Here is a 23,878-nt window from a genome sequence, read left to right as displayed (position 1 = left end):
ACTTACTGATAAACATCATGTTTTTAGTTTTTTTTATGCGATAATTTTGAGTGTAATTTAAACCAAAATACCATGAAACACAAAGTCCCAGTGTCGGCCATAATGACCAAAAATGTCATTAAATTGAAGATTTCAGATAATTTAACCAAAGCGGAGGAACTTTTTAAAAAAAATAAAATCAGGCACATTCCGGTGATGAATGGCAACATAATCATAGGAATGTTAAGCTATACAGATTTGTTGCGAATCTCTTTTGTGGATGCCGTTGATGATGATGCTGAAATAGTCGACACCACCGTTTATAACATGTTTACCGTGGAGCAGGTGATGGCAAAAAAGGTAGTAACAATTTCTCCGGAAACAACTATTAAGGAGGCTGCCGAAATTTTGTCCCATAATGAATTTCATGCCTTGCCTGTTTGTGAAGGGAATTTACTGGTGGGGATTATAACCACTACAGATTTAATTAGATACCTGATAGATCAGTATAAATAAAAAAATCCCAATTTTTTTGGGATTTTTCTGTTTTTATAGTGTTGTAAGTTTCTTTAATGCCGCAATGGTTTCGGTGGGGTTTTGCGCTTTAAAAACAAAACTTCCGGCAACCAATACATCGGCTCCGGCTTTTACTAATTGTACTGCATTTTTATCAGTTACTCCTCCGTCAATTTCGATGATTGTACTTGCGTCTTTTTTAATTATTAAATTTTTCAATTTTTCAATTTTAGAATAGGTGTTTTCTATGAATGATTGTCCGCCAAATCCAGGATTCACACTCATGATGCAAACCAAATCAATGTCGTTGATCACGTCTTCTAAAAGGGTAACACTTGTATGCGGATTGAGAACGACCCCAGCTTTCATTCCTTCGGCTTTTATCGCTTGAAGCGTTCTGTGGAGATGGGTGCAGGCTTCATAGTGTACCGATAAGATATTGGCTCCCAAATCAGCAAAGGTTTTGATGTAACGGTCTGGATCCACAATCATCAAATGGACGTCGATGGTTTTTTTTGCATGTTTTGTTATCGCTTCTAAAACTGGCATTCCAAAAGAAATATTCGGAACAAAAACGCCATCCATGATGTCAATATGAAACCAATCGGCTTCACTGTTGTTTATCATTTCGATGTCGCGTTGCAAATTGGCAAAATCCGCTGCTAGAACAGAGGGGGCAATTATTGTGTTTTTCATTCTATAGTTATTTTGTTGAGACGCACTGCAGTGTGTCTTCACAGTTGAGTTGTTGGTGCAAAAGTAGTTTTTTTTGAGCAATTGGCGAAGGTTTTTTTGGGAAGAAGGGACTACTCGTCAGCACATATTGCGTAAGGGATAGAGGCGGTATCCTCGAAGTGCAACGGAGAGATAAAGCCGAAAGCCCGACCCGAAGTTTTTACGGAGGGTTACGCCGCCCAAAAAATAATGATGAGATTGCTTTGCTTCGTGTCTCGCAACTCCTTGCAATGACAAAAAAACATAATTTTGGATACCCGAGCGAAGCGAACTGACCGGAGTTTTACTGAAAAAAGAAAAACTCCGGATACCCGAGCGAAGCGAACTGACCGGAGTTTTACTGAAAAAAGAAAAACTCCGGTAATCAGCCGGAGTTTTAATCATCAATCAAAAAACGAACAGTTAATCAGACCGTCGTTACTTTTATTAGTCGAAAGTCAAATGTCATAATTTCGCTCGGCTTTATAACTTTTGGCTTTAAGACATTCGACTGTTTTATCCTAAATAGGTTTTTAATATTTTACTTCTGGAAGTGTGTTTCAATCTGCGAATCGCTTTTTCCTTGATTTGACGCACACGCTCGCGGGTAAGGTCAAAAGTTTCTCCAATTTCTTCTAATGTCATTGGGTGTTGATCTCCCAAACCAAAATACAAACGAACTACGTCTGCTTCTCTTGGTGTTAAGGTTTCCAAAGAACGTTCGATTTCGGTACGCAAGGATTCGTGGATTAATTCTCTGTCTGGATTAGGTGATTCGCCAGAACGCAAGACGTCATATAGGTTAGAATCTTCTCCTTCAACCAAAGGCGCATCCATAGACAAGTGACGACCGGAGTTTTTCATGCTCTCTTTCACGTCATTTACGGTCATGTCCAATTCTTTTGCTATTTCTTCAGCAGATGGTGGACGCTCGTTAGATTGCTCCAACAAGGCATACATTTTGTTGATTTTATTGATGGAACCAATCTTGTTCAATGGCAAACGAACGATACGGGATTGTTCCGCTAATGCTTGAAGAATCGATTGACGAATCCACCATACGGCATAGGAAATGAATTTGAAACCACGGGTTTCGTCAAAACGCTGTGCTGCTTTTATCAGTCCTAAATTTCCTTCATTAATTAAATCGGGAAGGGTTAATCCTTGATTTTGATATTGTTTTGCTACCGAAACCACGAAACGCAAGTTGGCTTTCGTCAATTTTTCAAGGGCTTTCTGGTCTCCGGCTTTAATTTTCTGTGCTAATTCTACCTCTTCGTCAGCGGTAATAAGGTCAACTTTACCTATTTCTTGTAAATACTTGTCTAATGATGCAGTTTCACGATTGGTTACCTGCTTGGTAATTTTAAGTTGTCTCATAGTTTTGTCTCCTTATTTTTAAGTGTACAAGTGATTATACGTAGGGGGTTGTGAAAAAGTTACAAAAAAGAATAAAAAAAAACCTTGAAGAAGTATTCTTCGAGGTTTAATGATTAAAATAAGAAAAGAATTTATAATTTTCTTATTCCAGACCAAGTGCCATTTTGTGGTTCTGAATTTTGCCATGTGCCACTAATGGTAGTGTTGCTGTTTACGGTACCCACAAAAGTTCCTCCCGAAAATTGTCCTGAAATAGAATTATTTATCACTGTTCCGTTAAGTTCAATGCTATTTGTGCTTCCAGTAGGTTTCGCCAATCCTTTTAACATTCCATTATATGTTATTACGTTTAGAACGCCAGTATCTTGCCCTAAATAGGTACCTTCGTAACATTTAACCAATAAGTTGGAAAGTTCTTTAAATACAGAAATTGTTGCATTTGGATGACCACTTATAACAATATTTGATATAATAGGATTACTTCCTGAAGCATCCACGTTGAAATCAAATGAAGAACTTCCGTTGGTAAATGTCAAACCACTAATTGCTTGATTTGATGTTGCGTTTTCTGTTGTTGTAAAATTATAAGTAATCCCGTCAATAATTAATTTAGCAGAAAAACTACCGTCATTTTTTATGTTAATTAAAACATTTCCGGAAGAACCAACAAAAACACCTTTGTAAATTCCGTAATTATTACCGTCAAATTCTGATTTTGCCGATGGGGTATCCGATAAAGCCAAAACAGGACTAGATGTCGAATTAGAGTCTTTAGAACAAGAATTGAACAACAATGCCGTGATCAAAATTAAAAATACTTTTTTCATAATGTTATAATTTTTAGATTGGTTGATTATAACAAATATATGAGTAAATACTTTATAATGTTAAAAAATCATAAAATAATAATAAAAATCGACATTAATGCTTAGATATACCTTCAAATTAATTGATTTCATCTTTTTTTGGTATCTCGGTAATTTTACAGTGTCCTTTGTCCTGACCAAGTGCCAGTTTCGGACGAATCAGCATTTTTAAAAGTACCACTGATATTATTTTTGTTGATTCTTCCGCTAAAACTTCCTCCCCCATAAATTATACCTGTGATTATTTTGTTACTAACCGTGCCTGAAAGTGGTACAGTCGAGTTACCACTATTTGACGCTGCCAGTCCATAGATATTGTTTCCAGAAATCAGTAAATTAAATACGCCCGTACTCCCATTGGCACCATTATCTAAATAAGTTCCTTGATAACATTTTACAATAGATGTTGATTTTTCTTTAATAAGGCTAATATACACGTTAGGGTGTCCTGGTATTACAATGGCGTTAGTATATGGATTGACTCCATTTGTAGATACATTAAAATTGAAAGACATATTACCACTTGTAAATGTAAGTCCAACTATATCATTGTTTTCTATTACATCTTCTACAGTAGTGAAATTGTAGGTTGTTCCATCAATTATAAGTGTTGCCGAAAGTATATTGTTATTCTTAATGTTGACCATAACAACACCTGTAGAGCCTACTAAGACTCCTTTGTAAATTCCGAAATTGGTGTTGTCAAATTTTGCTTTTGCTAGCGGGGTTTCTGACAAATCAGAACTTGAAGAATTGTCGTTTGAACACGAAAGGAAGAGTAATCCCGTTAGCGCCAACATAATAAGTGTTTTCATAATGATTTTGGTTAATGGTTTGAAAATCAATATTAAATTTAAATTAAATGGGGCACTATTCAATTCACATATTTAGATAATCGATATAATTGTATAAATAATCGATTAAAGTATAAAAAAGTCCCAATTCAAATCAATGAATTGGGATTTTCTATTTCTCTTCCTTCGGAGGGATATGAGGGGATTAATGACGATTTTCTTCTCTTGCAGGTCTTTGTAAAAGTGTTTTCTAAAACATGGAATCTAGCTTCATATTTTTCGATATAAAACTAAAAACCCCAATTCATTGATTTGAATTGGGGTTTTCTATAAAATATAAAATGAATTATTCTCCTTTAGGGACAATTTTATTCTCTTCTCTTGCAGGTCTTGGTAAAAGTGCTTTTCTTGACACTTTTTCTTTTCTGGTTTTTGGGTCAATTCCTAAGTATTTCACTTGGAAAACATCACCCATTTTTACCACATCAGCAACGTTTTCGGTACGTTCCCATGCCAATTCCGATACGTGAAGCAATACTTCGTTTCCTGGAGCTGCTAAGTATTCTACCACCGCACCAAAATCAAGCATCTTGATTACTTTCACTTCATACGCATCTCCAACAACCGGTTTAAAGGTCAAGGAATCAATTTTGCGCAATACTGCTTCAATTCCGTCAGGATCTGTACCAAGAATTTCAACAACACCTTGCTCGTTTTCTTCGTTGATAACGATAGTTGTTCCGGTAGATTTTTGTAATTCTTGAATCACTTTTCCACCAGGTCCAATCAAGGCACCAATGAATTGTCCAGGAATAGTTACCTTGATAATTTTTGGAGCATATTTCTTAACTGTAGGTCTTGGAGCCGCTAAGGTTTCAATTATTTTTCCAAGGATATGCAAACGGCCATCACGGGCTTGAGCCAAAGCCGCCTCCATGATGTTGTATTTCAATCCTTCAATTTTGATGTCCATTTGACATGCGGTAATCCCGTCAGCAGTACCGGTTACTTTAAAGTCCATGTCTCCCAAGTGATCTTCATCACCAAGAATGTCAGACAATACAGCAAAACGATCTCCATCAGTAATCAATCCCATAGCAATTCCTGAAACGGGTTTAATCATTTGGATACCGGCATCCATCAAAGATAATGTTCCGGCACAAACCGTCGCCATAGAAGAAGAACCGTTAGATTCCAATACTTCTGAAACAATACGGATGGTATAAGGACAATCGGTAGGAATCATGTTTTTTAACGCTCTTTGCGCCAAGTTTCCGTGGCCTACTTCTCTTCTTGAAGTTCCTCTTAGAGGTTTTGCTTCGCCAGTTGAGAAAGGAGGGAAGTTATAGTGCAAATAGAATTTTTCTTCGCCTTGTTGAGATGGTGAATCAATTTGGTTCGCTTCTCTTGAAGTTCCCAATGTGGCTGTAGCCAATGCTTGCGTTTCTCCCCTAGTAAATAAGGCAGAACCGTGAACTGATGGCAAATAATTTACTTCAGCCCAAATTGGTCTGATTTCGGTAGTTTTTCTTCCGTCAAGACGCGTGCCTAAATCTAGGATTACATTTCGAACGGCTTCTTTGTTTACTTTATAGAAATATTTAGAAACCAAGTCTCCGTTTTGAGCTAATTCTTCTTCGGTAAACAAAGATTTTACCACTTCTTTTACTTCCGCAAATTGAGCCGTTCTTTCGTGTTTTGCTGTTCCTTGTTTCGCAATTGCATAACACAAATCGTATGAGGCCTCTTTTACTTTAGCGTAAACAGCTTCGTCTTCTTTCTCTTCTTCGTAAGTGCGGACTTCTTTTTTGCCAAAAGCAGCAACCAATCTTTCTTGAGCTTCGATTTGAGTTTTGATGGCTTCGTGAGCAAATTTAATGGCCTCTACCATTTCTGCTTCCGAGATTTCCTTCATTTCCCCTTCTACCATGGCGATAGAATCTTTTGAAGCACCAATCATCATGTCGATATCCGATAATTCTAATTGGGTACGACTTGGATTGATGATAAATTTACCGTCAACACGTGCCACACGCACTTCAGAAATTAATGTAGAGAATGGAAGGTCAGACAAAGATAAAGCTGCCGAAGCGGCTAAACCTGCTAATGCATCTGGCATTACATTTTCGTCATGAGACATTAATTGAATCATTACTTGTGTTTCTGCATGATAATCATTTGGGAAAAGCGGACGTAATACTCGATCCACCAATCTCATGGTTAAAACTTCGCTATCGCTAGGTCTTGCTTCTCTTTTGAAAAAACCACCAGGAAAACGTCCTGCTGCCGCAAATTTTTCGCGGTAATCTACCGTTAAAGGTAAAAAATCAACACCTGGACTTGCTTTTCGGGCAGAAACTACTGTTGCAAGCAACATGGCGTCTCCCATTTGTACTACTACTGAACCGTCGGCTTGTTTGGCCAATTTTCCGGTCTCGATTGAGATGCTTCTTCCATCTCCTAAATCGATTACTTCTCTTGATACTTTTGGAATCATAATTCTGTTTTTGTGATTAAACAATGGGTTCTAGTTGTGTTGTTGTTGCGTAGTTAATGCCTAAAACCCAATGAAAAACCAAACTTTTTTCTGCAATACGTATAAAAACAAAAAGAGGCACTTTCGCACCTCCTTTTTTATTGATTATTTTCTGATATTCAATTCTTTGATAATCTCACGGTAACGGTTAATCTCTGTTTTCTTTAAGTAATCTAACAAAGCTCTTCTTTTACCTACAAGCAATACTAACGAACGCTCTGTGTTGTAATCATGACGATTTTTTTTCAAGTGCTCAGTTAAATGGCTAATTCTAAATGTGAACAAAGCAATCTGACTTTCTGATTTCCCTGTGTTTGTTTTTTCTCCGTGTTTAGCGAAGATCTCTTCTTTAATCTCTTTAGTTAAATACATTCCAATATTGGTTTAATGATTTTTATGTATGTCGTACAGCTATTGTAAGACGGGTGCAAAAGTACTATTTATTTTTTGATTTGCAAGGAAAAACAGGAATTAAACGATTCCTTCTTTATTTGTTAAAAGTTGGGATTATTTTGAAATAATTGCGCAATCTCTTGGTTCACAAATTCTAAAAAACGCTCGTCTAACTCCGTAAATGGATTCAATACATTGGAGTCAATGTCTATTTGCCCAATATTTTCGCCATTCACAAAAAGAGGCACAACAATTTCTGACTTTACTGTAAAGCTGCACGCAATATAATTGTCCTGAGCACGAACATCAGGTACCACAAAATTTTTGTTAGAAACAGCCACTTGTCCGCAAATGCCTTTCCCAAAAGGAATAACAGTATGGTCTGTTGGTTCGCCAGCATAAGGACCAAGAAGGAGTTCTTGTTTTTTGCCATTTCGGAAATAAAACCCAACCCAGTCATAATAGGCAATGGAGTTCCTTAAAAGTGCACAAATTTGAAGTAGTTTGTCTTCTCTGGAAGGTGTTTTTTGTTGTAAAATAGCCAGAACTTTAGGTTTTAATGCTTCAAAAATCATGGAAGTAAATTTTTAAAACAAAAGTAGTATTTGCAAACCATTTAAATTTGTATAAATTTGTTAAAAAATGAATTGAAAACCTACTTCAAGCAATACCGCCCTTTTTTTGTTTTTCTCATCAAGTTTTTTTCAGTGTATGTTGGATTGACATTGCTATATCAATTCTACCTGAACCAGTTTGATAATCTTATCCTTTTTCAAGTAGATGATTTTACGCAATTGGTTGCTCGCCAAGTTCAAAAAACATTGCTTTTTTTTAATTACGATTCAAGTTTAGAGCTTCATGATAATCAGGCATCGGTTAAATTATTTCTGAATCAAGTTTATGTGGCTCGTGTTGTCGAAGGATGCAACGCATTAAGCGTCATGATTCTTTTTACAGCTTTTATAGTTGCGTTTTCAGGAAGATGGATGCACACGGCATTGTTTGTTGTTGCCGGATGTATCTTGATTCATGTTCTGAATGTTCTGCGAATAGCCCTTTTATGTCTTGCATTATTGCATTATCCGGAGCAGGAACATCTTTTACACGGTGTGGTTTTTCCATTGTTTATTTACGGTGTTGTTTTTGGGTTATGGGTTATTTGGGTTAATAAATTTTCGTTACATGCTGAAAAAAATGCGAAATAACAAACTAAAGATAGTTTTGGTTCTTTTCCTTGTGCTGCTTTTGGCAATTGTTAGAGCGTATGAAGACGAACTCTTTTATGACCCGTTTTTATCCTATTATAGGGGAGACTATCTAAGTTTACCCTTTCCTGAATTTGATGGTTTTCAATTGTTTCTAGGATTAACTTTCCGCTATTTTTTAAACACGATTATTTCTTTAGGAATCATTCAAATCCTTTTTTCTGATTTAAAAGGAACCAAATTTGCTGCTATTTTATACTTTCTTCTTTATTGGATTTTAATTGGGGCACTTTTTTTAGTACTTCATTTTTTCGATAAGGGAAATAATTTTATTCTGTTTTATATTCGAAGGTTCCTTATTCAGCCATTGTTCCTGTTGCTTTTTGTTCCTGCCTTTTTCTATCAAAAACAAAATAAGTAATCTTTTTTTCTTACCTTTATTAGGTTATTTGTATAAGGCAATCTAATGGCTTAGGATATGAAAATAGTAAAACATTCTGGAGACATCGTCGATTTTAATTCTGAAAAGCTTAAAAAATCACTCTTGAAATCGGGTGCTGGTAAACTGGTGGTCGAGAATATTTTACAGGCGATTCAAAGTGAAATTTATGAAGGAATTTCTACCAAGCAAATCTACAAAAAGGCTTTTGGATTATTGAAAAAAACGGCTAATTCCCATGCTGCACGGTACAATTTAAGAGAGGCAATTCGGATGTTGGGTCCGTCAGGATTTTTCTTTGAAAAATATATCGCCAGACTCTTCTTATCTGAAAATTATGAGGCCAAAACTAATTTGTTTTTGCAAGGCAAATGCGTTTTGCATGAATTGGATGTTTTAGTAAAAAAAAACAACCTTCTCGCTATGGTAGAATGCAAGTTTCATGCGGGACGGGAAGCTTCATCGGATGTAAAAGTACCAATGTATATCTTATCCCGATTTAATGATTTGAAGGTCAGACAACATGCTGTTTTTTCGGGAAATGAAACAATTTCAAAATGTTGGATAGTCACCAATAACCGGTTTACCACAGATGCTATCACTTTCGCTAAATGTTCGGGATTGAATTTATTGAGTTGGGATTTTCCGGAAAACAATAATTTGAAAACCAAAAATGACAATGAATACCTTTATCCGGTAACTTGTTTGACCACTTTATCTATCGCCGAAAAAGACAAGTTGTTGATCTTAGACGTGATTTTAGTAAAAGAGATCATAAACAATTCAGAATGTTTGGAAAAAATCGGATTGAGTCCTAGTCGAATCAAAAATGTAATGAAAGAAGCGTCGGAGTTGTGCAGCTATATTTAAGCATTCACTGTTTGTCCCATTATTAAAAATTAATCACATGAAAGTTAAATTCATCGGTGGCGCAGGAACTGTTACGGGCTCAAAAACATTAATTGAAAGTAATGGAATTCGAATTTTGATTGATTGCGGACAATTTCAAGGAATTAAACCGCTGCGTGAACTCAATTGGGAACCGTTACCCATTTTGCCATCCACCATAGATTTTGTTTTGCTTACCCACGGTCATCTCGATCATTGCGGTTGGTTACCTAGATTAGTAGATCAGGGTTTTAAAGGGAAAATATACTGTACCAGTACTACAAAAGACGTTGCCAAGCTCATTTTGCTTGACAGTGCCAAAATTCAGGAAGAAGAGGCCAGTATAGCCAATAAAGGACGATATTCTAAACACGAAATTGCAGAGCCCTTATACACGGTGGCACAAGCCCAAAAAGTATTACCCCTTTTTAGAGTAATCAAGCCTAACGAGTCCATTTCTTTAGATGCTGAAATTGAGGCGGTTTTTACCAACGCTGGGCATATTATTGGAGCTTGTACGATTGAACTGCAGCTCGAAAACAAAATTTTGGTTTTTTCAGGAGATATTGGTCGCGATAATGATGTCTTAATGTATCCGCCAACCAAACCCAAAAAAGCCGATTATATATTTCTAGAAAGTACGTATGGTAATCGGCTCCATCCCGATACTGATGCTAAAGCAGAACTCGAAAGGTACATCAACAATACCATTCAAAATGGAGGTACTGTCATTATACCTAGTTTTGCAGTCGAGCGAGCCCAAATGTTGATGTATTTGTTATGGCAACTTAAAGAGGAAGGCAAAATTCCAAACATTCCTTATATAATTGACACGCCAATGGGAATTAGTGTATTGGATATTTTTGAAAACAATAGGAAATGGCACAAATTGTCTGAAGCAGAATATACGGGCATGTGCAAAATGTTTTCCATGGTTTCAGATTATCAGGAAACAATAGCGACAATTTATGACAAGCAGCCAAAAGTGGTTATTGCTGCCAGCGGAATGGTTACCGGCGGAAGGGTTTTAAGCTATTTAGAACGGTATATTGGATTGCCGGAAACTACTGTGATAATTATTGGTTTTCAGGCCGAAGGAACTCGGGGAAGGAAATTATTGGAAGGTGCCCAAGAAATAAAAATTCACGGAAAATACTATCAGGTACTAGCCAATATTCTGGAAATTGATAGTTTGTCCGCTCATGGTGACCAAAAAGACTTGCTCAATTGGCTTTCAAATTTGGAAAACATACCCAAAAAAATATTCTTGGTTCATGGCGAAAACGAGCCATTAGACGAACTTCGGATAAAAATCATAGAAAAATACGGATTCGACTGTATCATTCCCTTGATGGGTTCGACGTTTGAATTGTAAACTTTTAACAAGAAATTGGTTTGAGAGTTTGATTAAATCTGTAGTTTTGTAGCATGAAATTTAAAAAACATATAAGTATATTTCTTGCCTTTTTCCTGTTGGTGTCCAATGTGGGATTGGCTTTTAATGTGCATTATTGTGGAGATGTAATTGCCTCGGTTTCTATAAAAACAGAAATTTATTTACAAAACACTGAAAAAGGATGTTGTAAAAAAAACACAGCAAAAAAATACAGTTGTTGCAAAGATAAAGTATTTCAATTTCAACAAAAATCAGACAATTTAATCGCAAAAGCGTTTGCTATCCATGCTGATTATTCTTTTTTAATGGAAGAATGGAGTCTGATTGTTTTTACTTCCGGTTCCAATTTCAAAAATTCCCAAATTACGACTTACTATTGTGATGCAAATGCACCGCCATTATTTAAGCTGTACAACCAATATATTTTCTACGCCTGATTTTAATGTTTTTTAAAAGTAAAATCATTTTTATGATTTGAACACACTTTAGATAAACATTAAAATTATTATCATGAAAAAAACAATCACGATTTTTGTACTTTTTGTGCTTTCTACCTCTGTTTTTTCGCAAGAAAAACAAGAGAAATTAGAAGAAGTGAAAATAGTAAATAAGCGAAAAGGAATTCAAAAATCATACACCATAACAGGCAATACAACAATAATTACAAGCAAAGAGCTCCTTAAAGCCGCTTGTTGTAATCTGGCAGAAAGTTTCGAAACCAATCCATCCATTGATGTCAATTTTTCAGATGCATTAACCGGAACAAAACAAATCAAAATGCTCGGATTAACGAGTCCGTATTTGATGATTACCGAAGAAAATATTCCCTCCGTCCGTGGTGCGTCTCAAGCTTATGGATTGTCTTTTACGCCAGGAACCTGGGTAGAGAGCATCCAAATTACAAAAGGTGCTGGAAGCGTAGTGAATGGTTACGAAAGTATTTCGGGGCAAATAAATACGGAATTGATTAAACCAATAAATGACATCCCGTTTTTCCTAAATGCATATGGATCTTCGGATTCACGATTTGAATTGAATACCCATTTCAACAAGAAAATTTCAGACAAGTGGAGCAGCAGTTTGTTTCTTCACAGTAATACACGAGATGTTAAAATGGATATGAATAATGATGGATTTCTAGATAATCCATTGGCAAAACAAATCAATATTCTCAACAGATACCAATACTACAATGCTGAAAAAGGGTGGGTAAGTTTTATCAATTTCAGATACATGAATGACCAAAAACAAACTGGGGAAGTCAATTTTAAACCAAGTAGAGATAAGGGGACAATGAATTATTGGGGTTCGGAAATCAATACAGAGAGAATGGACGTTTCGGCTAAAGTGGGTTATATTTTTCCGGAGATGCCTTTTCAAAGCATTGGTTTTCAAAATGCGTTTAATAGTCATAATCAGAACTCTTATTTTGGACTAAACCAGTACAACATCAAACAAAGCAGTTATTATTCGAACTTAATTTTCAATTCGATTATTGATAATACCATGAACAAATTTGCAACGGGTTTGAATTTTACTTACGATAAATACCAAGAGTTTGTTAATGTCAATGATTATAGTAGAATGGATAATTCATTGGGTGCTTTTTTTGAATATACCTACGATAATACCGATAATTTTAGTGTGATTCTTGGCGGTAGAGTGGATGCCCATAATCGATTAGGAACTTTTCTTACACCAAGGTTACATGTAAAATATAATCCTTGGGGAAAAGGGGTTTTGCGATTTTCAGCAGGGCGGGGAAAACGATCGGCAAATATTTTTGCCGAAAACCAACAGCTTTTTGCGAGTTCAAGATTATTCGATATTTTAAATTCTAATGGAAAAATTTACGGATTAAACCCTGAAATTGCTTGGAATTACGGGCTGAGTTTTTCGCAAAGTTTCCTGTTTTTTGGTAAAAATGCCGATGTCGGGTTTGATTTTTATCGAACCGATTTTCAAAACCAAGCCGTTGTCGATTTAATTGAAAGCCCACAACAAGTTTTGTTTTATAACTTAAATGGGAAGTCGTATGCTAATAGTTTGCAAATCGAATTCAATTATGAAATTGTAAAACATTTGAACTGGCGTTCTGCATATAAATTTTATGATGTAAAAACGGATTATATTTCTGGTAGTTTTCAAAAACCGCTACAGGCTAAAAACCGATTTTTTGGGAATTTAGAATATGAAACCCATATTAGCGATAAGGGGCAGCAATGGAAATTGGATTATACATTCAATTGGATTGGCAAACAACAATTACCCAATACAGCATCAAATTCAATAAATGAGAGATTGCCGGAATTTTCATCTTCCTATTCTTTGATGAATGCTCAAATTACAAGAACTTTTTCTTCTACTTTTGAAATGTATGTTGGAGGGGAAAATATTGGAAATTACAAACAAGAAAAAGCAATTCTTGGCAGTGATAATCCATTTGGTTCTAATTTTGATGCGTCAATTATATATGCACCAGTTTTTGGACAAATGTATTATGCTGGATTGCGTTTCAAAATTAAATAAACAATTAAAAATAAAAAAAATGAAATTGAAAACTCACGAACCTCAAAAGAATAACAGAAAAGTATTGGGTAAAAATATAATTATAACATTACTGATGACTTTTCTAGGATTCGCTACTCAAGCTCAAGATTTAAATAGTATCCCAAAAAAGAATAAAAATGCAAAATATACCATTGAAGTCAATGGCAATTGTGAACAATGTCAAAAGCGAATTCAAAAAGCAGCGTATTCCGTTTCAGGAGTAAAATCAGCACTTTGGAGCATAGAAACACATCAATTAAGTTTGGTTATAAATGAAGAAAAATGCACCGTTTTAGACGTTAAAAAAGCAATAGCCAAAGTAGGACATGATACCGATGAGGTAAAAGCAACCAATGAAGATTATGAAAAGTTACATAGTTGCTGCTTGTATGAAAGAAACTAATTCAGGATCTTAATTTTTGGACCTCTAATTCTATATTTTTTAATTTTTCAATTGTGATTTCATTATCAGTTGAAGTTAATAAAACTTTAAAAAATAGCAATAAATTGTGGTTCAGCTAAATTATACTTACTTTCACAACCTTAAAACAAACCCCTAATACCGTTATATGAACAATTTTGATTGGACACAATTACTGAATCCCGAGTTTTATATTACCTTAAAAATAGCCGGTATTCATATTGGTTTGTATATTGTTTTATTTATTGTTTTTGCAGAGACGGGTCTTTTTGCCGGGTTCTTTTTGCCAGGTGATAGTTTGTTGTTTTTAGCGGGAATTTATGCGGCTGGTTCTGAAGTGAATGGGGTGTATCATCCAGGTTTGGTCGATCAATTCATACATATTAATAATGAATTCATCAATGTCCTAATTTTAGTTTCCTTTGTAGCCCTTGCTGGAATCCTGGGAAATATGGTTGGCTATTGGTTTGGGTCTAAAAGTGGGTATTACTTATTTAAAAAGGAAGACAGTTTTTGGTTCAAGAAAAAGTATTTGCTGCAATCGAAAGACTTCTTTGAAAAATATGGAGGAAAAGCAATCATCTTCGCTCGTTTTTTGCCCATTTTCAGGACTTTTGCTCCGATTATTGCGGGAATTGTATCTATGGAAAAAAAGAAGTTTATGTTTTTTAATATTGTTAGTTCTTTTCTATGGTCTTTTATTTTAATATTTTCGGGACACTACTTGTATGGAATATTTTTGGAATATGGTATAGATTTAAAAGAGCATATTGAAAAAATTGTAATAGGAATTATACTAATATCAACAGTACCCGTTTTTGTGAAATTGTTGAAGAAAAGACCTGCAGACAAAGTATAATTTATCTAAAACAAAAAAATCCGTCTCAAAAAAAAATGAGACGGATTATAATTTATTTCAGAATATTTAATATTACATCATTCCTGGCATACCTCCACCCATTGGGTTTCCTCCGCCATTTTCTTCCTTAATATCTACCAAAGCACATTCTGTAGTCAGAATCATTCCAGCCACTGAAGCTGCATTTTCTAAAGCGACACGAGTCACTTTTTTAGGATCGATAATTCCGGCTTTTAGCATATCTACATATTCATCCGTTTTAGCGTTGTAGCCAAAATCGCCAGAACCTTCAGCTACTTTTGCAACAACTACTGAACCCTCTAAACCTGCATTTTCAACAATAGTTCTCAACGGAGATTCAATGGCACGGGATATAATTTGAATTCCAGTAGCTTCGTCAGCGTTATCTGCTTTTAAAGTAGCAAGAGCACTTTTAGCTCTTAGTAAGGCAACACCTCCACCTGCAACAATTCCTTCTTCAACAGCAGCGCGAGTAGCGTGTAAAGCATCATCTACTCTGTCTTTTTTCTCCTTCATTTCTACTTCAGAAGCAGCTCCAACATAAAGAACAGCAACTCCACCAGCCAATTTAGCTAAACGTTCTTGCAACTTTTCTTTATCATAGTCGGAAGTCGTTGCTTCCATTTGACCTTTAATTTGGTTCACACGATTTTTAATTAAATCAGCTTCACCAGCACCACTCACAATGGTGGTATTGTCCTTATCGATGGTTACTCTTTTAGCAGTTCCCAACATTTCGATAGTTGTATTTTCTAAGGTATAGCCTCTTTCTTCAGAGATTACAGTTCCACCAGTTAAGATTGCAATGTCCTCTAACATTGCTTTTCTTCTGTCTCCAAAACCGGGTGCTTTTACTGCAGCAATTTTTAAAGCTCCGCGTAATTTGTTTACTACCAATGTAGATAATGCCTCACCATCAACATCTTCAGCAATAATTAACAATGGTTTTCCGGATTGCGCTACTGGCTCTAAAACGGGAAGTAATTCTTTTAAAGAAGATACTTTTTTGTCGTACAAAAGGATGTATGGATTTTCCAATTCTGCTTCCATTTTTTCTGGATTGGTCACAAAATAAGGAGATAAATAACCTCTGTCAAATTGCATTCCTTCCACAACATCTACATAGGTATCCGTCCCTTTGGCCTCTTCAACAGTGATCACGCCTTCTTTACCTACTTTTGCGAAAGCATTAGCAATTAATTCACCAATCACTTCGTCGTTATTTGCAGAAATAGAAGCGATTTGTTTTATTTTCTCCGAATCGCTACCGACCACTTTTGCTTGTTTAGACAAATCAGCAACAATAGCTTCTACAGCTTTGTCAATTCCTCTTTTCAAGTCCATTGGGTTTGCTCCAGCAGCAACGTTTTTCAATCCTTCTTTTACAATGGCCTGTGCCAAAACTGTAGCGGTTGTAGTTCCATCACCAGCCAAATCATTAGTTTTAGAAGCTACTTCCTTCACCATTTGAGCCCCCATATTTTCTAATGGATCTTTCAATTCTATTTCTTTCGCAACGGTGACACCATCTTTGGTAACTGTTGGTCCGCCAAATGATTTCCCAATAATTACATTACGACCTTTTGGCCCTAGGGTTACTTTTACAGCATTTGCTAATGCGTCAACTCCACGTTTTAAACCGTCACGTGCTTCAATATCAAATTTTATATCTTTTGCCATCTTAATTTTAATTTGTTGATTTGTTTAATTCGTTAATTCGATTTAGATGATTGCAAGAATATCATCTTCACGCATTATCAAATAATCCTTTCCTCCCAGTTTTAATTCTGTCCCGGCATATTTTCCATAAAGAACCGTGTCGCCAATTTTAACGGTCATAATAAGGTCTTTTGTGCCATTACCTACTGCAACAACAGTTCCTTTTTGAGGTTTTTCTTTTGCTGTGTCAGGGATGAAAATACCCGAAGCCGTTTTAGTTTCAGCAGCAACTGGTTCAATAAGAACCCGGTCTGATAGTGGTTTGATGTTTAAAGCCATAATAATATTTTTTTTTTGTTATAATTTATTTGTTGCAAATTTGATTTCAGAAACTATGCCAAGCCCAATAAAACTGACAATTTTGCTTAAAAAAAATGCCAGCATTGTCAAGCTGGCATTTGATTTATTTATAAGAAAATTATTTTTTTACAGGCTCCTTAGCTGCTGGTGTAGCGGGAGTTTCAGGCGTAGCATTAGTTGCGGCCGCTGGAGTTGCTGGTTTTGGAGCTGAAGTATCCATTTTATCAATAATTTTAGAATCATTATCGCTTAGGCTTCCAGTAAAACTTAGGCTTGATAATAAAATTAAGGCAATTAATACAGTTGCTAATGTCCAAGTACTTTTGTCTAAAAAATCCGTAGTTTTTTGTACGCCACCCATCATTTGCGATCCTCCCAATGAAGAAGATAATCCGCCTCCTTTAGGGTTTTGAACCATAATTACTATGATTAAAAGAAAACAAACTATTGTGATTAAAACTAAGAAAATTGAAAATGTGCTCATTGTTATGTATTATTTTGTTGTAAATTTTTTATGTCTAGAATATGGTCTGCAAAGAAACTACTTTTTTCTGGATATTTCAAAATTAATATCTCATAAGCTTGAATTGCTTTTTGATATTTTTTTTGCTCCAAATAAACCCGAGCCAAAGTCTCGGTCATTAGGTAAGAATTATCAGGTTTGCTGGGTTCAAAAATAACGTTAGTTGGGACAACATCTCTTTTTACTGGTGGGATTTTAGGATTTTTTTCAATAAACGTATCAATCAATTCGCTTTTTTTTTGCTTGTCTAAATCTGATTCAGAAGTATGTTCTTGAATCGGAGTAATCTCTTCTCGAACAATAGGTTGGAATTTAGATAGTTGTAGCCATTCCTGAAACGAATGCTTTTCTGATTTAGAAAATTCTAATGGTTTTCCTATGTCCAGTTTTTTGGGAAAAATTTCTTCCGTTTTTTTGGCTTCAATAACAATCTCATCAATCTCAATTGTTTGTTCCTGGGCTGTTTCAGGAATTTCTAATTCTGTTTTACTGTCAAGTATTGAAACCGCAACCTCAACAATTTCACTTTCTGAGGTGGGAGATGCATTTTTAATTGAAATAAGAATCGATTCTTCAATCGTATTTATTCTTGGTTCCAATCTTGATTCTTCTGGAGTTATGATTTCACTTTCCACAACTGTTATTTCAAGTAATTCCGCAATTTTCTTTTCATACAATCCTTTTTGAATGGCTGTAAAACTACTGGAAGTAATAAAATCGAACAGAATGCTTCGGTCTGTGGTATGTGCGGCGGTAATCTTTAAAGCGTAATTATATTTGAAACTATTTTGATTGTACAGCCCTTTCAAATATAAGGCTCTTGCGCTTTGGAAATAGGGGAATTCCTGAACAATTTTTTCCAAAGAAATGCACTGAATGTCATTAATGGCATCCGGTTTGTTTATTAAAGAGGTATATTCTGTTACGTTCAAAATTAGTTTTTTCTGATAAACAAATTAACTTTAAAATTTACCATTTCGCAAGGGATTCATTGAAAATATCTTGGGTAATCCTTTCAAAAATTTCTTTTAAGGCTTCGGTCAGTTTTGCACCAACCAATTGTTCTGTTCCGCTGTAATCGTAAAAAAAAGAAAATCGTTTTTCAAAATTATCCGTTTCTTTGTTTTTATTGGTAAACCGGCACAAAACCGTGACAGTCAATCGGTTTTGTGCCGCTTTTATGTCGGCAGTTGCTGTAGTGGGGGTAATTCGATAATCGACAATCTCGCCTTCATATAGTAAATCGCCTCCGGAACCTACCAAATTCAAATTGGTTTGATTTTGGATTAAATTTTGTAATTCTTGCGTAAAAGTACGTTCAATTCCGGGTTGAATTAAAGGTGCCGTATTTTGAAAATAATTAACTTGAAAGGTCTTTGCGTCAATTTTTCCGGTTCCTGTAAAGTTATAAACGGAACAACTGTTGAATGTTAAAAGGATTGTAAGCGCAATTATATAGTGTAAGTATTTCATTTTAAATTTTAAAAGCCAAAGATATTCATTTTCAAATCATAATTTACAAACCATAACTATATTAAAGGTCAAATTGCTTTATTTTTCGGTACAACGTTCTTTCTGAAATCCCTAGTTCATCGGCAGCTGCTTTTCGTTTTCCTTTGTTTTTCTCCAATGATTTTTTAATCATTTCCACTTCCTTTTGTTCTAAACGCAGTACCTCTTCCTCTTCTACAGTTTCGGCAAACATATAATTGTCGTCCTGTTCTTCATAATTGGATTCATTATTCTGAGTGGCAATTATGGATGTTCGCGGTTCTTCTTCAAAATCTATTTCACTTTCCTTTTGCCCGTATATTTTTTTAATCAAATTCGGATTGGTTTCCTGCACTTTAGAACTGCCGTTTTCCATCAACTCCAAAGTCAGTTTTTTTAAATCATGCAAATCGCTTTTCATATCAAAAAGCACTTTGTATAAAATTTCCCTTTCCGTGCTGAAATCACTTTCTATTTTTTTGTTTTTAATTACTGATGGTAAATTGCTGCCTTCGGTTGGTAAATAGGATTGTAATGTCGCTCCTGAAATATCTCGATTGGTTTCTAAAACCGAAATTTGTTCGGCTACATTTCGCAACTGACGAATATTTCCGCTCCACCGAAATTTCTGTAATACCTGAACAGCATTTTCGTCTAATTTTAAAGGAGGCATTTTATATTTGTGCGCAAAATCTGCAGCGAATTTCCGAAATAACAAATGAATGTCGTCTTTTCGGTCCCGTAATGGCGGCAGCATAATATCTACAGTACTCAGTCTATAATACAAATCTTCTCGGAATTTTCCTTTTTCGATAGCGTCAAACAAATTCACATTGGTGGCAGCCACGATTCTGACATTGGTTTTCTGTACTTGAGAGGAACCTACTTTTATGAATTCACCATTCTCGAGAACGCGAAGCAACCGTACTTGGGTAGTCAAAGGCAATTCGCCCACTTCATCCAAAAAGATGGTGCCGCCATCAGCCACTTCAAAATAGCCTTCTCGGGTATTGGTTGCACCGGTAAAAGATCCTTTCTCGTGGCCAAAAAGCTCACTGTCAATGGTTCCCTCAGGAATGGCTCCGCAATTTACGGCAATGTATTTTCCGTGTTTCCTGTGGGAAAGGGTGTGTATGATTTTAGGAATACTTTCTTTTCCAACACCACTTTCTCCTATGACCAACACCGAGATGTCGGTAGGGGCAACCTGAATGGCTTTTTCTATTGCACGATTGAGTTTTGGGTCATTCCCTATAATTTCAAATCGTTGTTTTATAGCTTGAACTGTTTCCATGTTTTAATGTTTAAAGTTTTTCCCCTTTTATGGTTTAAAGTTATAGGGTGGATTTTAAACCTAAACTTTTTAAATTTTGTTTTTGAAATATATTATAAGATACTATTATGGTTTAGTTGAAATAACCTTTGTAGTAGTTGTTTTTTCAACCTTTTGTTTTGGAAAACAAGTTCTAATAATATAGAAAGTACCGCCAAATCCTACTATAAAAGCAATTAAACCAATTATTATGTTTTTTTTCGACATTTTTTTTCAAGCTTTTTTAATTCATATCACTCCATCCTACAGCTTCACCTTTTAAAGTACCACTCGTGCAACTCACGATTTTTACATTTACAAAATCTCCAATTTTATAGTGCTCTTTCGGGAATACCACTGTGATACTTTGTGAATTCCTTCCGGAAAACTCTGAAGTCGATTTTTTGGATACTTTCTCTACTAATACTTCAACGGTTTGTCCAATGAATTCTTCGGAGCGCAACCAAGCATGCTTTTGTTGTAAATCGACTATTTCTTGTAACCTGCGCAATTTTGTCGCTTCAGGCACATCATCTTCCATTTTTCTTCCGGCCAAGGTTCCCGGACGTTCCGAATACGAATACATATATCCAAAATTATACTTCACATATTCCATCAAACTTAACGTGTCTTGGTGCTCGTCTTCGGTTTCAGTAGGAAAACCCGAAATCATATCTTGCGATATCGAACTGTTTGGTACTATCGACCGGATTTTATCAATTAAGGTCATGTACTCTTCGCGCGTATGCAAACGATTCATTGCTGCTAGGATTCTGTTGCTTCCTGATTGCACGGGCAAGTGAATGTGTTTGCAAATATTAGGATGTTTCGCGATAACGTGTAAAATACTTTCGTGCATATCTTGCGGATTGGAAGTCGAAAACCGAATGCGCATTTTAGGAAATCCAACAGCCACCATTTCCAATAGCTGATCAAAATCTACTGCTGTTGCTTTTTGCATTTCGGTAGCGTTTTCGAAATCTTTTTTCAAACCCCCGCCGTACCATAAATAACTATCCACATTCTGACCCAAAAGCGTAATTTCTTTAAAACCCTTGTCCCATAAATCCTGAATTTCCTTCATGATGCTTTGCGGTTCCCGGCTGCGTTCGCGTCCTCGGGTAAAGGGAACCACGCAAAACGTACACATGTTATCACAACCTCGGGTGATTGAAACTAAAGCCGTAATTCCGTTGCTCATCAATCGTACCGGTGAAATATCTCCGTAAGTTTCATCCTTTGATAAAATCACGTTTATAGCATCACGGCCTTCTTCGACTTCGCTCAGTAAATTTGGTAAATCTTTATAGGCATCAGGACCTACAACCAGATCCACAATTTTTTCTTCTTCCAGAAACTGACTTTTTAAGCGCTCCGCCATGCAACCCAAAACACCCACTTTCATTTTAGGATTAATCCGTTTCACGGCATTGTATTTCTCCAAACGTTTTCGAATGGTTTGCTCTGCCTTGTCCCGAATGGAGCAGGTGTTGACCAAAACTAAATCGGCTTCTTCGAGAATTTGAGTTGTATTGTACCCATTTCCAGATAAAATGGAAGCCACAATTTCACTGTCCGAAAAATTCATCGCACAACCATAGCTTTCTATAAAGAGTTTTTTGGTATTCTCGGGTTTGTGTTCTAGAACAAGACTTTCTCCTTGTTTACTTTCTTCTATTATCTTTTCCATCATGTGTCTTCAAAGCACAAAGATAAGGGAATTTCAATATATATGACAAGATGTCAGACTAAGAATTAACATTGTTTTAAGTCGTTTTATGGATGGAGCAATTTCCCGCTTTCCGTTTCAAGTCCTCACCATAAAAGCGAAGTTTCCAAAGTTCTAAAAAGAGCTTCCGTTGGTCGCTTTTTTAGGACAGGAAACTTTTGCTTTTTTGTCTCCGGGCTTTTCTCTTTAATCGGGGCTAGGCCATTTGACAGTGTTATAGTATTGGGTTTGTATATTTACTTATGAAGTTTGTTGACTGGAGTTTTTTTTGGATAGTTTGATTTTAAAGTTAAAATTCACAGAATTTCATGACAATTAACGGATTTATATAATAAATTTCAGATGCTTTCGTTTTTATGATGTAGAAATGTGTTTTTCGCCCACGCTATTGGGGTGGTTCGTTTTTTGGGTAGTGGAAAACATGTATTTAGTCGATTTTATTTGCCGATAAACGTAATTTTTTCTTAAATAATTTTGAGTTGCATTATATTTTTTTTTATCTTCGCAATCCCAATTCTATCATATAACTTAAACGTAATCAATGATTTATAAGATTTTTCCCGCAGTGCTGTTTTTCTTGATGTCATTCGCGCCAAATGAAAACCGATCCGTTAATTCCAAATTAGTAGCAGATAAAACCACTTCTAACTTTGAAATGGAGGCTGCAGAAGTATACAATGGCTTACATTCCAATAATCTTGCTCTGCCTAAAGTCGACGTTTTCTCGGAAGCTTTAGAAGGTTTTTATTTATTGAAAGAAAAAGGCAAAATACAGAAAAACATTTTGACCTTAATAGACTTTAGTTTATCGTCAAATTCAAAAAGACTTTGGGTTATCGACATGACAACAAATACTATTTTGTATAATTCTCTTGTGGCACACGGCCGAAATACAGGCGAGGAATTTGCAACTTCGTTTTCTAATGAGGCTTCTTCTTTTAAAAGCAGTTTAGGTTTTTATGCTACAGGTGAAATTTATATGGGAAAACACGGAGCTTCATTGAAATTAGACGGCCTTGAGAAAGGGATTAACGACAAAGCAAGAGAAAGAGGTGTGGTTATGCATGCTGCGGATTATGTTTCTAATTCCTTTATCAAAAACAATAAAAGATTAGGAAGAAGTCAAGGATGCCCAGCAATTCCTGTAGAACTTACCAATGAAATTATCAATACAATAAAAAACAAATCGTGTTTATTTATTTTTCATCCATCGAAATACCATAAGGAATTCTCGAAATTAGTTTCATAATATAAGGCTTCCATGTGTTTTTATGGAATATTGATGGTCTTTTCTGGATTTAAATTTGTTGTTCTAAATTTCATTTTCTCAGTAAATCCACCGATTGGACAAAAAATGTTTCCTTAAAAATAAATGTTTCCCAATACTTAACAATTTAATTATAAAAACTTTACGTTCATAAAGAAGGTGGTTTAAATTAGTTTTAAAAAAACTTACTAATTTTTTTAAAAAAAACTTGCAAAAAAGTAAACTTATTGAGTATATTTGCACCGTTGTTAATGCGAAAGTAGCTCAGTTGGTAGAGCTCCAGCCTTCCAAGCTGGTTGTCGCGAGTTCGAGCCTCGTCTTTCGCTCTTCATTAAAGTCTAAACGAAAGTTTAGACTTTTTTTTTGTTTTTTTAGTAGGATTGATCCGTTGGAAAGGCTGGACTTAAAAATTTAGTCAATAATGTTTTTCGAAATCATCTTTGTTTTGTAGTAAGAGGTATATGGGTTCATTTTAAAATTTCACAACTCATACAGACATACACACACACTCAGTTTTCATATAACGGAGTATGTCTATCTTGGTATTGTTTATATTTCCAAATGTACCGTTTCCTTGGGT

At 35.5% G+C, this 23,878-nt stretch carries 24 protein-coding genes and 1 tRNA gene; 11 read left to right on the top strand and 14 right to left on the bottom strand.

What is annotated here, in order from left to right; translation table 11 throughout:
* Positions 1-72: 72 nt before the first annotated feature.
* A complete protein-coding gene (locus tag DB895_RS03440) occupies positions 73-495 on the top strand; it encodes a CBS domain-containing protein (protein ID WP_116723958.1) in 423 nt (140 codons plus the stop codon).
* Positions 496-528: 33 nt separating this feature from the next.
* Here the strand turns inward: DB895_RS03440 and rpe are convergent, their stop codons facing one another.
* The 7 genes from rpe to DB895_RS03405 form a co-directional block, all read right to left on the bottom strand.
* On the bottom strand, positions 529-1,191 hold the full coding sequence (gene rpe, locus DB895_RS03435) for a ribulose-phosphate 3-epimerase (protein ID WP_116723957.1): 663 nt from the start codon (positions 1,189-1,191) through the stop codon (positions 529-531).
* Between the two features lie 534 nt (positions 1,192-1,725).
* On the bottom strand, positions 1,726-2,589 hold the full coding sequence (locus tag DB895_RS03430; protein WP_007137700.1) for a sigma-70 family RNA polymerase sigma factor: 864 nt from the start codon (positions 2,587-2,589) through the stop codon (positions 1,726-1,728).
* Between the two features lie 131 nt (positions 2,590-2,720).
* Positions 2,721-3,416: a hypothetical protein gene (locus tag DB895_RS03425; protein ID WP_116723956.1), complete on the bottom strand. Its 696-nt coding sequence runs from the start codon at positions 3,414-3,416 to the stop codon at positions 2,721-2,723.
* Between the two features lie 155 nt (positions 3,417-3,571).
* Positions 3,572-4,270, bottom strand: a complete 699-nt coding sequence (locus tag DB895_RS03420) for a hypothetical protein (protein WP_133242636.1) — start codon at positions 4,268-4,270, stop codon at positions 3,572-3,574.
* Between the two features lie 325 nt (positions 4,271-4,595).
* Positions 4,596-6,746, bottom strand: coding sequence for a polyribonucleotide nucleotidyltransferase (locus DB895_RS03415; protein ID WP_116723954.1), 2,151 nt, complete (start codon positions 6,744-6,746; stop codon positions 4,596-4,598).
* Positions 6,747-6,890: 144 nt separating this feature from the next.
* Positions 6,891-7,157 (bottom strand): 30S ribosomal protein S15, encoded by a 267-nt coding sequence (rpsO, locus tag DB895_RS03410; RefSeq protein ID WP_116723953.1) that lies wholly within the window; start codon positions 7,155-7,157, stop codon positions 6,891-6,893.
* 122 nt (positions 7,158-7,279) lie between these two features.
* The gene (locus DB895_RS03405) at positions 7,280-7,753 is read right to left on the bottom strand and encodes a GAF domain-containing protein (protein WP_116723952.1); all 474 of its coding nucleotides are present in this window, start codon (positions 7,751-7,753) and stop codon (positions 7,280-7,282) included.
* A 72-nt stretch (positions 7,754-7,825) separates the two neighbouring features.
* On the opposite strand from DB895_RS03405, the gene xrtF reads away from it, so the two are divergent.
* The 8 genes from xrtF to DB895_RS03365 all read left to right on the top strand — a co-directional run bounded on the left by xrtF (position 7,826) and on the right by DB895_RS03365 (position 14,936).
* Complete coding sequence (xrtF, locus tag DB895_RS03400) at positions 7,826-8,383, top strand: exosortase family protein XrtF (protein WP_116724084.1); 558 nt, start codon at positions 7,826-7,828, stop codon at positions 8,381-8,383.
* Entirely contained in the window at positions 8,361-8,804 is a 444-nt protein-coding gene (locus DB895_RS03395) for an exosortase F system-associated membrane protein (RefSeq protein ID WP_116723951.1), read from the top strand. The genes xrtF and DB895_RS03395 overlap by 23 nt, the downstream gene beginning before the upstream one ends.
* A 57-nt stretch (positions 8,805-8,861) precedes the next feature.
* Positions 8,862-9,692: a restriction endonuclease gene (locus DB895_RS03390; RefSeq protein WP_116723950.1), complete on the top strand. Its 831-nt coding sequence runs from the start codon at positions 8,862-8,864 to the stop codon at positions 9,690-9,692.
* 37 nt (positions 9,693-9,729) lie between these two features.
* Positions 9,730-11,085: an MBL fold metallo-hydrolase RNA specificity domain-containing protein gene (locus DB895_RS03385; RefSeq protein ID WP_116723949.1), complete on the top strand. Its 1,356-nt coding sequence runs from the start codon at positions 9,730-9,732 to the stop codon at positions 11,083-11,085.
* A gap of 53 nt (positions 11,086-11,138) precedes the next feature.
* Positions 11,139-11,543 carry an HYC_CC_PP family protein gene (locus DB895_RS03380; RefSeq protein WP_116723948.1) on the top strand — a complete coding sequence of 135 codons (405 nt, stop codon included), beginning with the start codon at positions 11,139-11,141 and terminating at the stop codon, positions 11,541-11,543.
* A 73-nt stretch (positions 11,544-11,616) separates the two neighbouring features.
* Complete coding sequence (locus tag DB895_RS03375) at positions 11,617-13,635, top strand: TonB-dependent receptor plug domain-containing protein (protein ID WP_116723947.1); 2,019 nt, start codon at positions 11,617-11,619, stop codon at positions 13,633-13,635.
* Positions 13,636-13,654: 19 nt separating this feature from the next.
* A complete protein-coding gene (locus DB895_RS03370; RefSeq protein WP_116724083.1) occupies positions 13,655-14,059 on the top strand; it encodes a heavy-metal-associated domain-containing protein in 405 nt (134 codons plus the stop codon).
* Between the two features lie 166 nt (positions 14,060-14,225).
* Positions 14,226-14,936 carry a DedA family protein gene (locus tag DB895_RS03365; RefSeq protein WP_116723946.1) on the top strand — a complete coding sequence of 237 codons (711 nt, stop codon included), beginning with the start codon at positions 14,226-14,228 and terminating at the stop codon, positions 14,934-14,936.
* Between the two features lie 72 nt (positions 14,937-15,008).
* Here DB895_RS03365 and groL read toward each other — a convergent pair whose 3' ends face one another.
* The 7 genes from groL to miaB all read right to left on the bottom strand — a co-directional run bounded on the left by groL (position 15,009) and on the right by miaB (position 21,992).
* On the bottom strand, positions 15,009-16,637 hold the full coding sequence (gene groL / locus DB895_RS03360; protein ID WP_116723945.1) for a chaperonin GroEL: 1,629 nt from the start codon (positions 16,635-16,637) through the stop codon (positions 15,009-15,011).
* A gap of 42 nt (positions 16,638-16,679) precedes the next feature.
* Positions 16,680-16,955, bottom strand: a complete 276-nt coding sequence (locus tag DB895_RS03355; RefSeq protein WP_116723944.1) for a co-chaperone GroES — start codon at positions 16,953-16,955, stop codon at positions 16,680-16,682.
* 139 nt (positions 16,956-17,094) lie between these two features.
* Positions 17,095-17,460 (bottom strand): preprotein translocase subunit SecG, encoded by a 366-nt coding sequence (secG, locus tag DB895_RS03350; protein ID WP_116723943.1) that lies wholly within the window; start codon positions 17,458-17,460, stop codon positions 17,095-17,097.
* A gap of 2 nt (positions 17,461-17,462) precedes the next feature.
* Positions 17,463-18,431 (bottom strand): tetratricopeptide repeat protein, encoded by a 969-nt coding sequence (locus DB895_RS03345; RefSeq protein WP_116723942.1) that lies wholly within the window; start codon positions 18,429-18,431, stop codon positions 17,463-17,465.
* Between the two features lie 37 nt (positions 18,432-18,468).
* Positions 18,469-18,972 carry an LptE family protein gene (locus DB895_RS03340; protein WP_116723941.1) on the bottom strand — a complete coding sequence of 168 codons (504 nt, stop codon included), beginning with the start codon at positions 18,970-18,972 and terminating at the stop codon, positions 18,469-18,471.
* Between the two features lie 61 nt (positions 18,973-19,033).
* Positions 19,034-20,284: a sigma 54-interacting transcriptional regulator gene (locus tag DB895_RS03335; protein ID WP_116723940.1), complete on the bottom strand. Its 1,251-nt coding sequence runs from the start codon at positions 20,282-20,284 to the stop codon at positions 19,034-19,036.
* 262 nt (positions 20,285-20,546) lie between these two features.
* Positions 20,547-21,992: a tRNA (N6-isopentenyl adenosine(37)-C2)-methylthiotransferase MiaB gene (miaB, locus tag DB895_RS03330; RefSeq protein ID WP_116723939.1), complete on the bottom strand. Its 1,446-nt coding sequence runs from the start codon at positions 21,990-21,992 to the stop codon at positions 20,547-20,549.
* 580 nt (positions 21,993-22,572) lie between these two features.
* On the opposite strand from miaB, the gene DB895_RS03325 reads away from it, so the two are divergent.
* Positions 22,573-23,280, top strand: coding sequence for a murein L,D-transpeptidase catalytic domain family protein (locus DB895_RS03325; RefSeq protein ID WP_116723938.1), 708 nt, complete (start codon positions 22,573-22,575; stop codon positions 23,278-23,280).
* Positions 23,281-23,551: 271 nt separating this feature from the next.
* Positions 23,552-23,624 (top strand) — tRNA-Gly (locus DB895_RS03320).
* Positions 23,625-23,878 lie beyond the last annotated feature (254 nt).

This window comes from Flavobacterium psychrotolerans, assembly GCF_003097635.1.
Classification (GTDB): Bacteria; Bacteroidota; Bacteroidia; order Flavobacteriales; family Flavobacteriaceae; genus Flavobacterium; species Flavobacterium psychrotolerans.
Note: the sequence above shows the minus strand (reverse complement) of the source record. Positions and strands in the feature narration are given on the sequence as shown.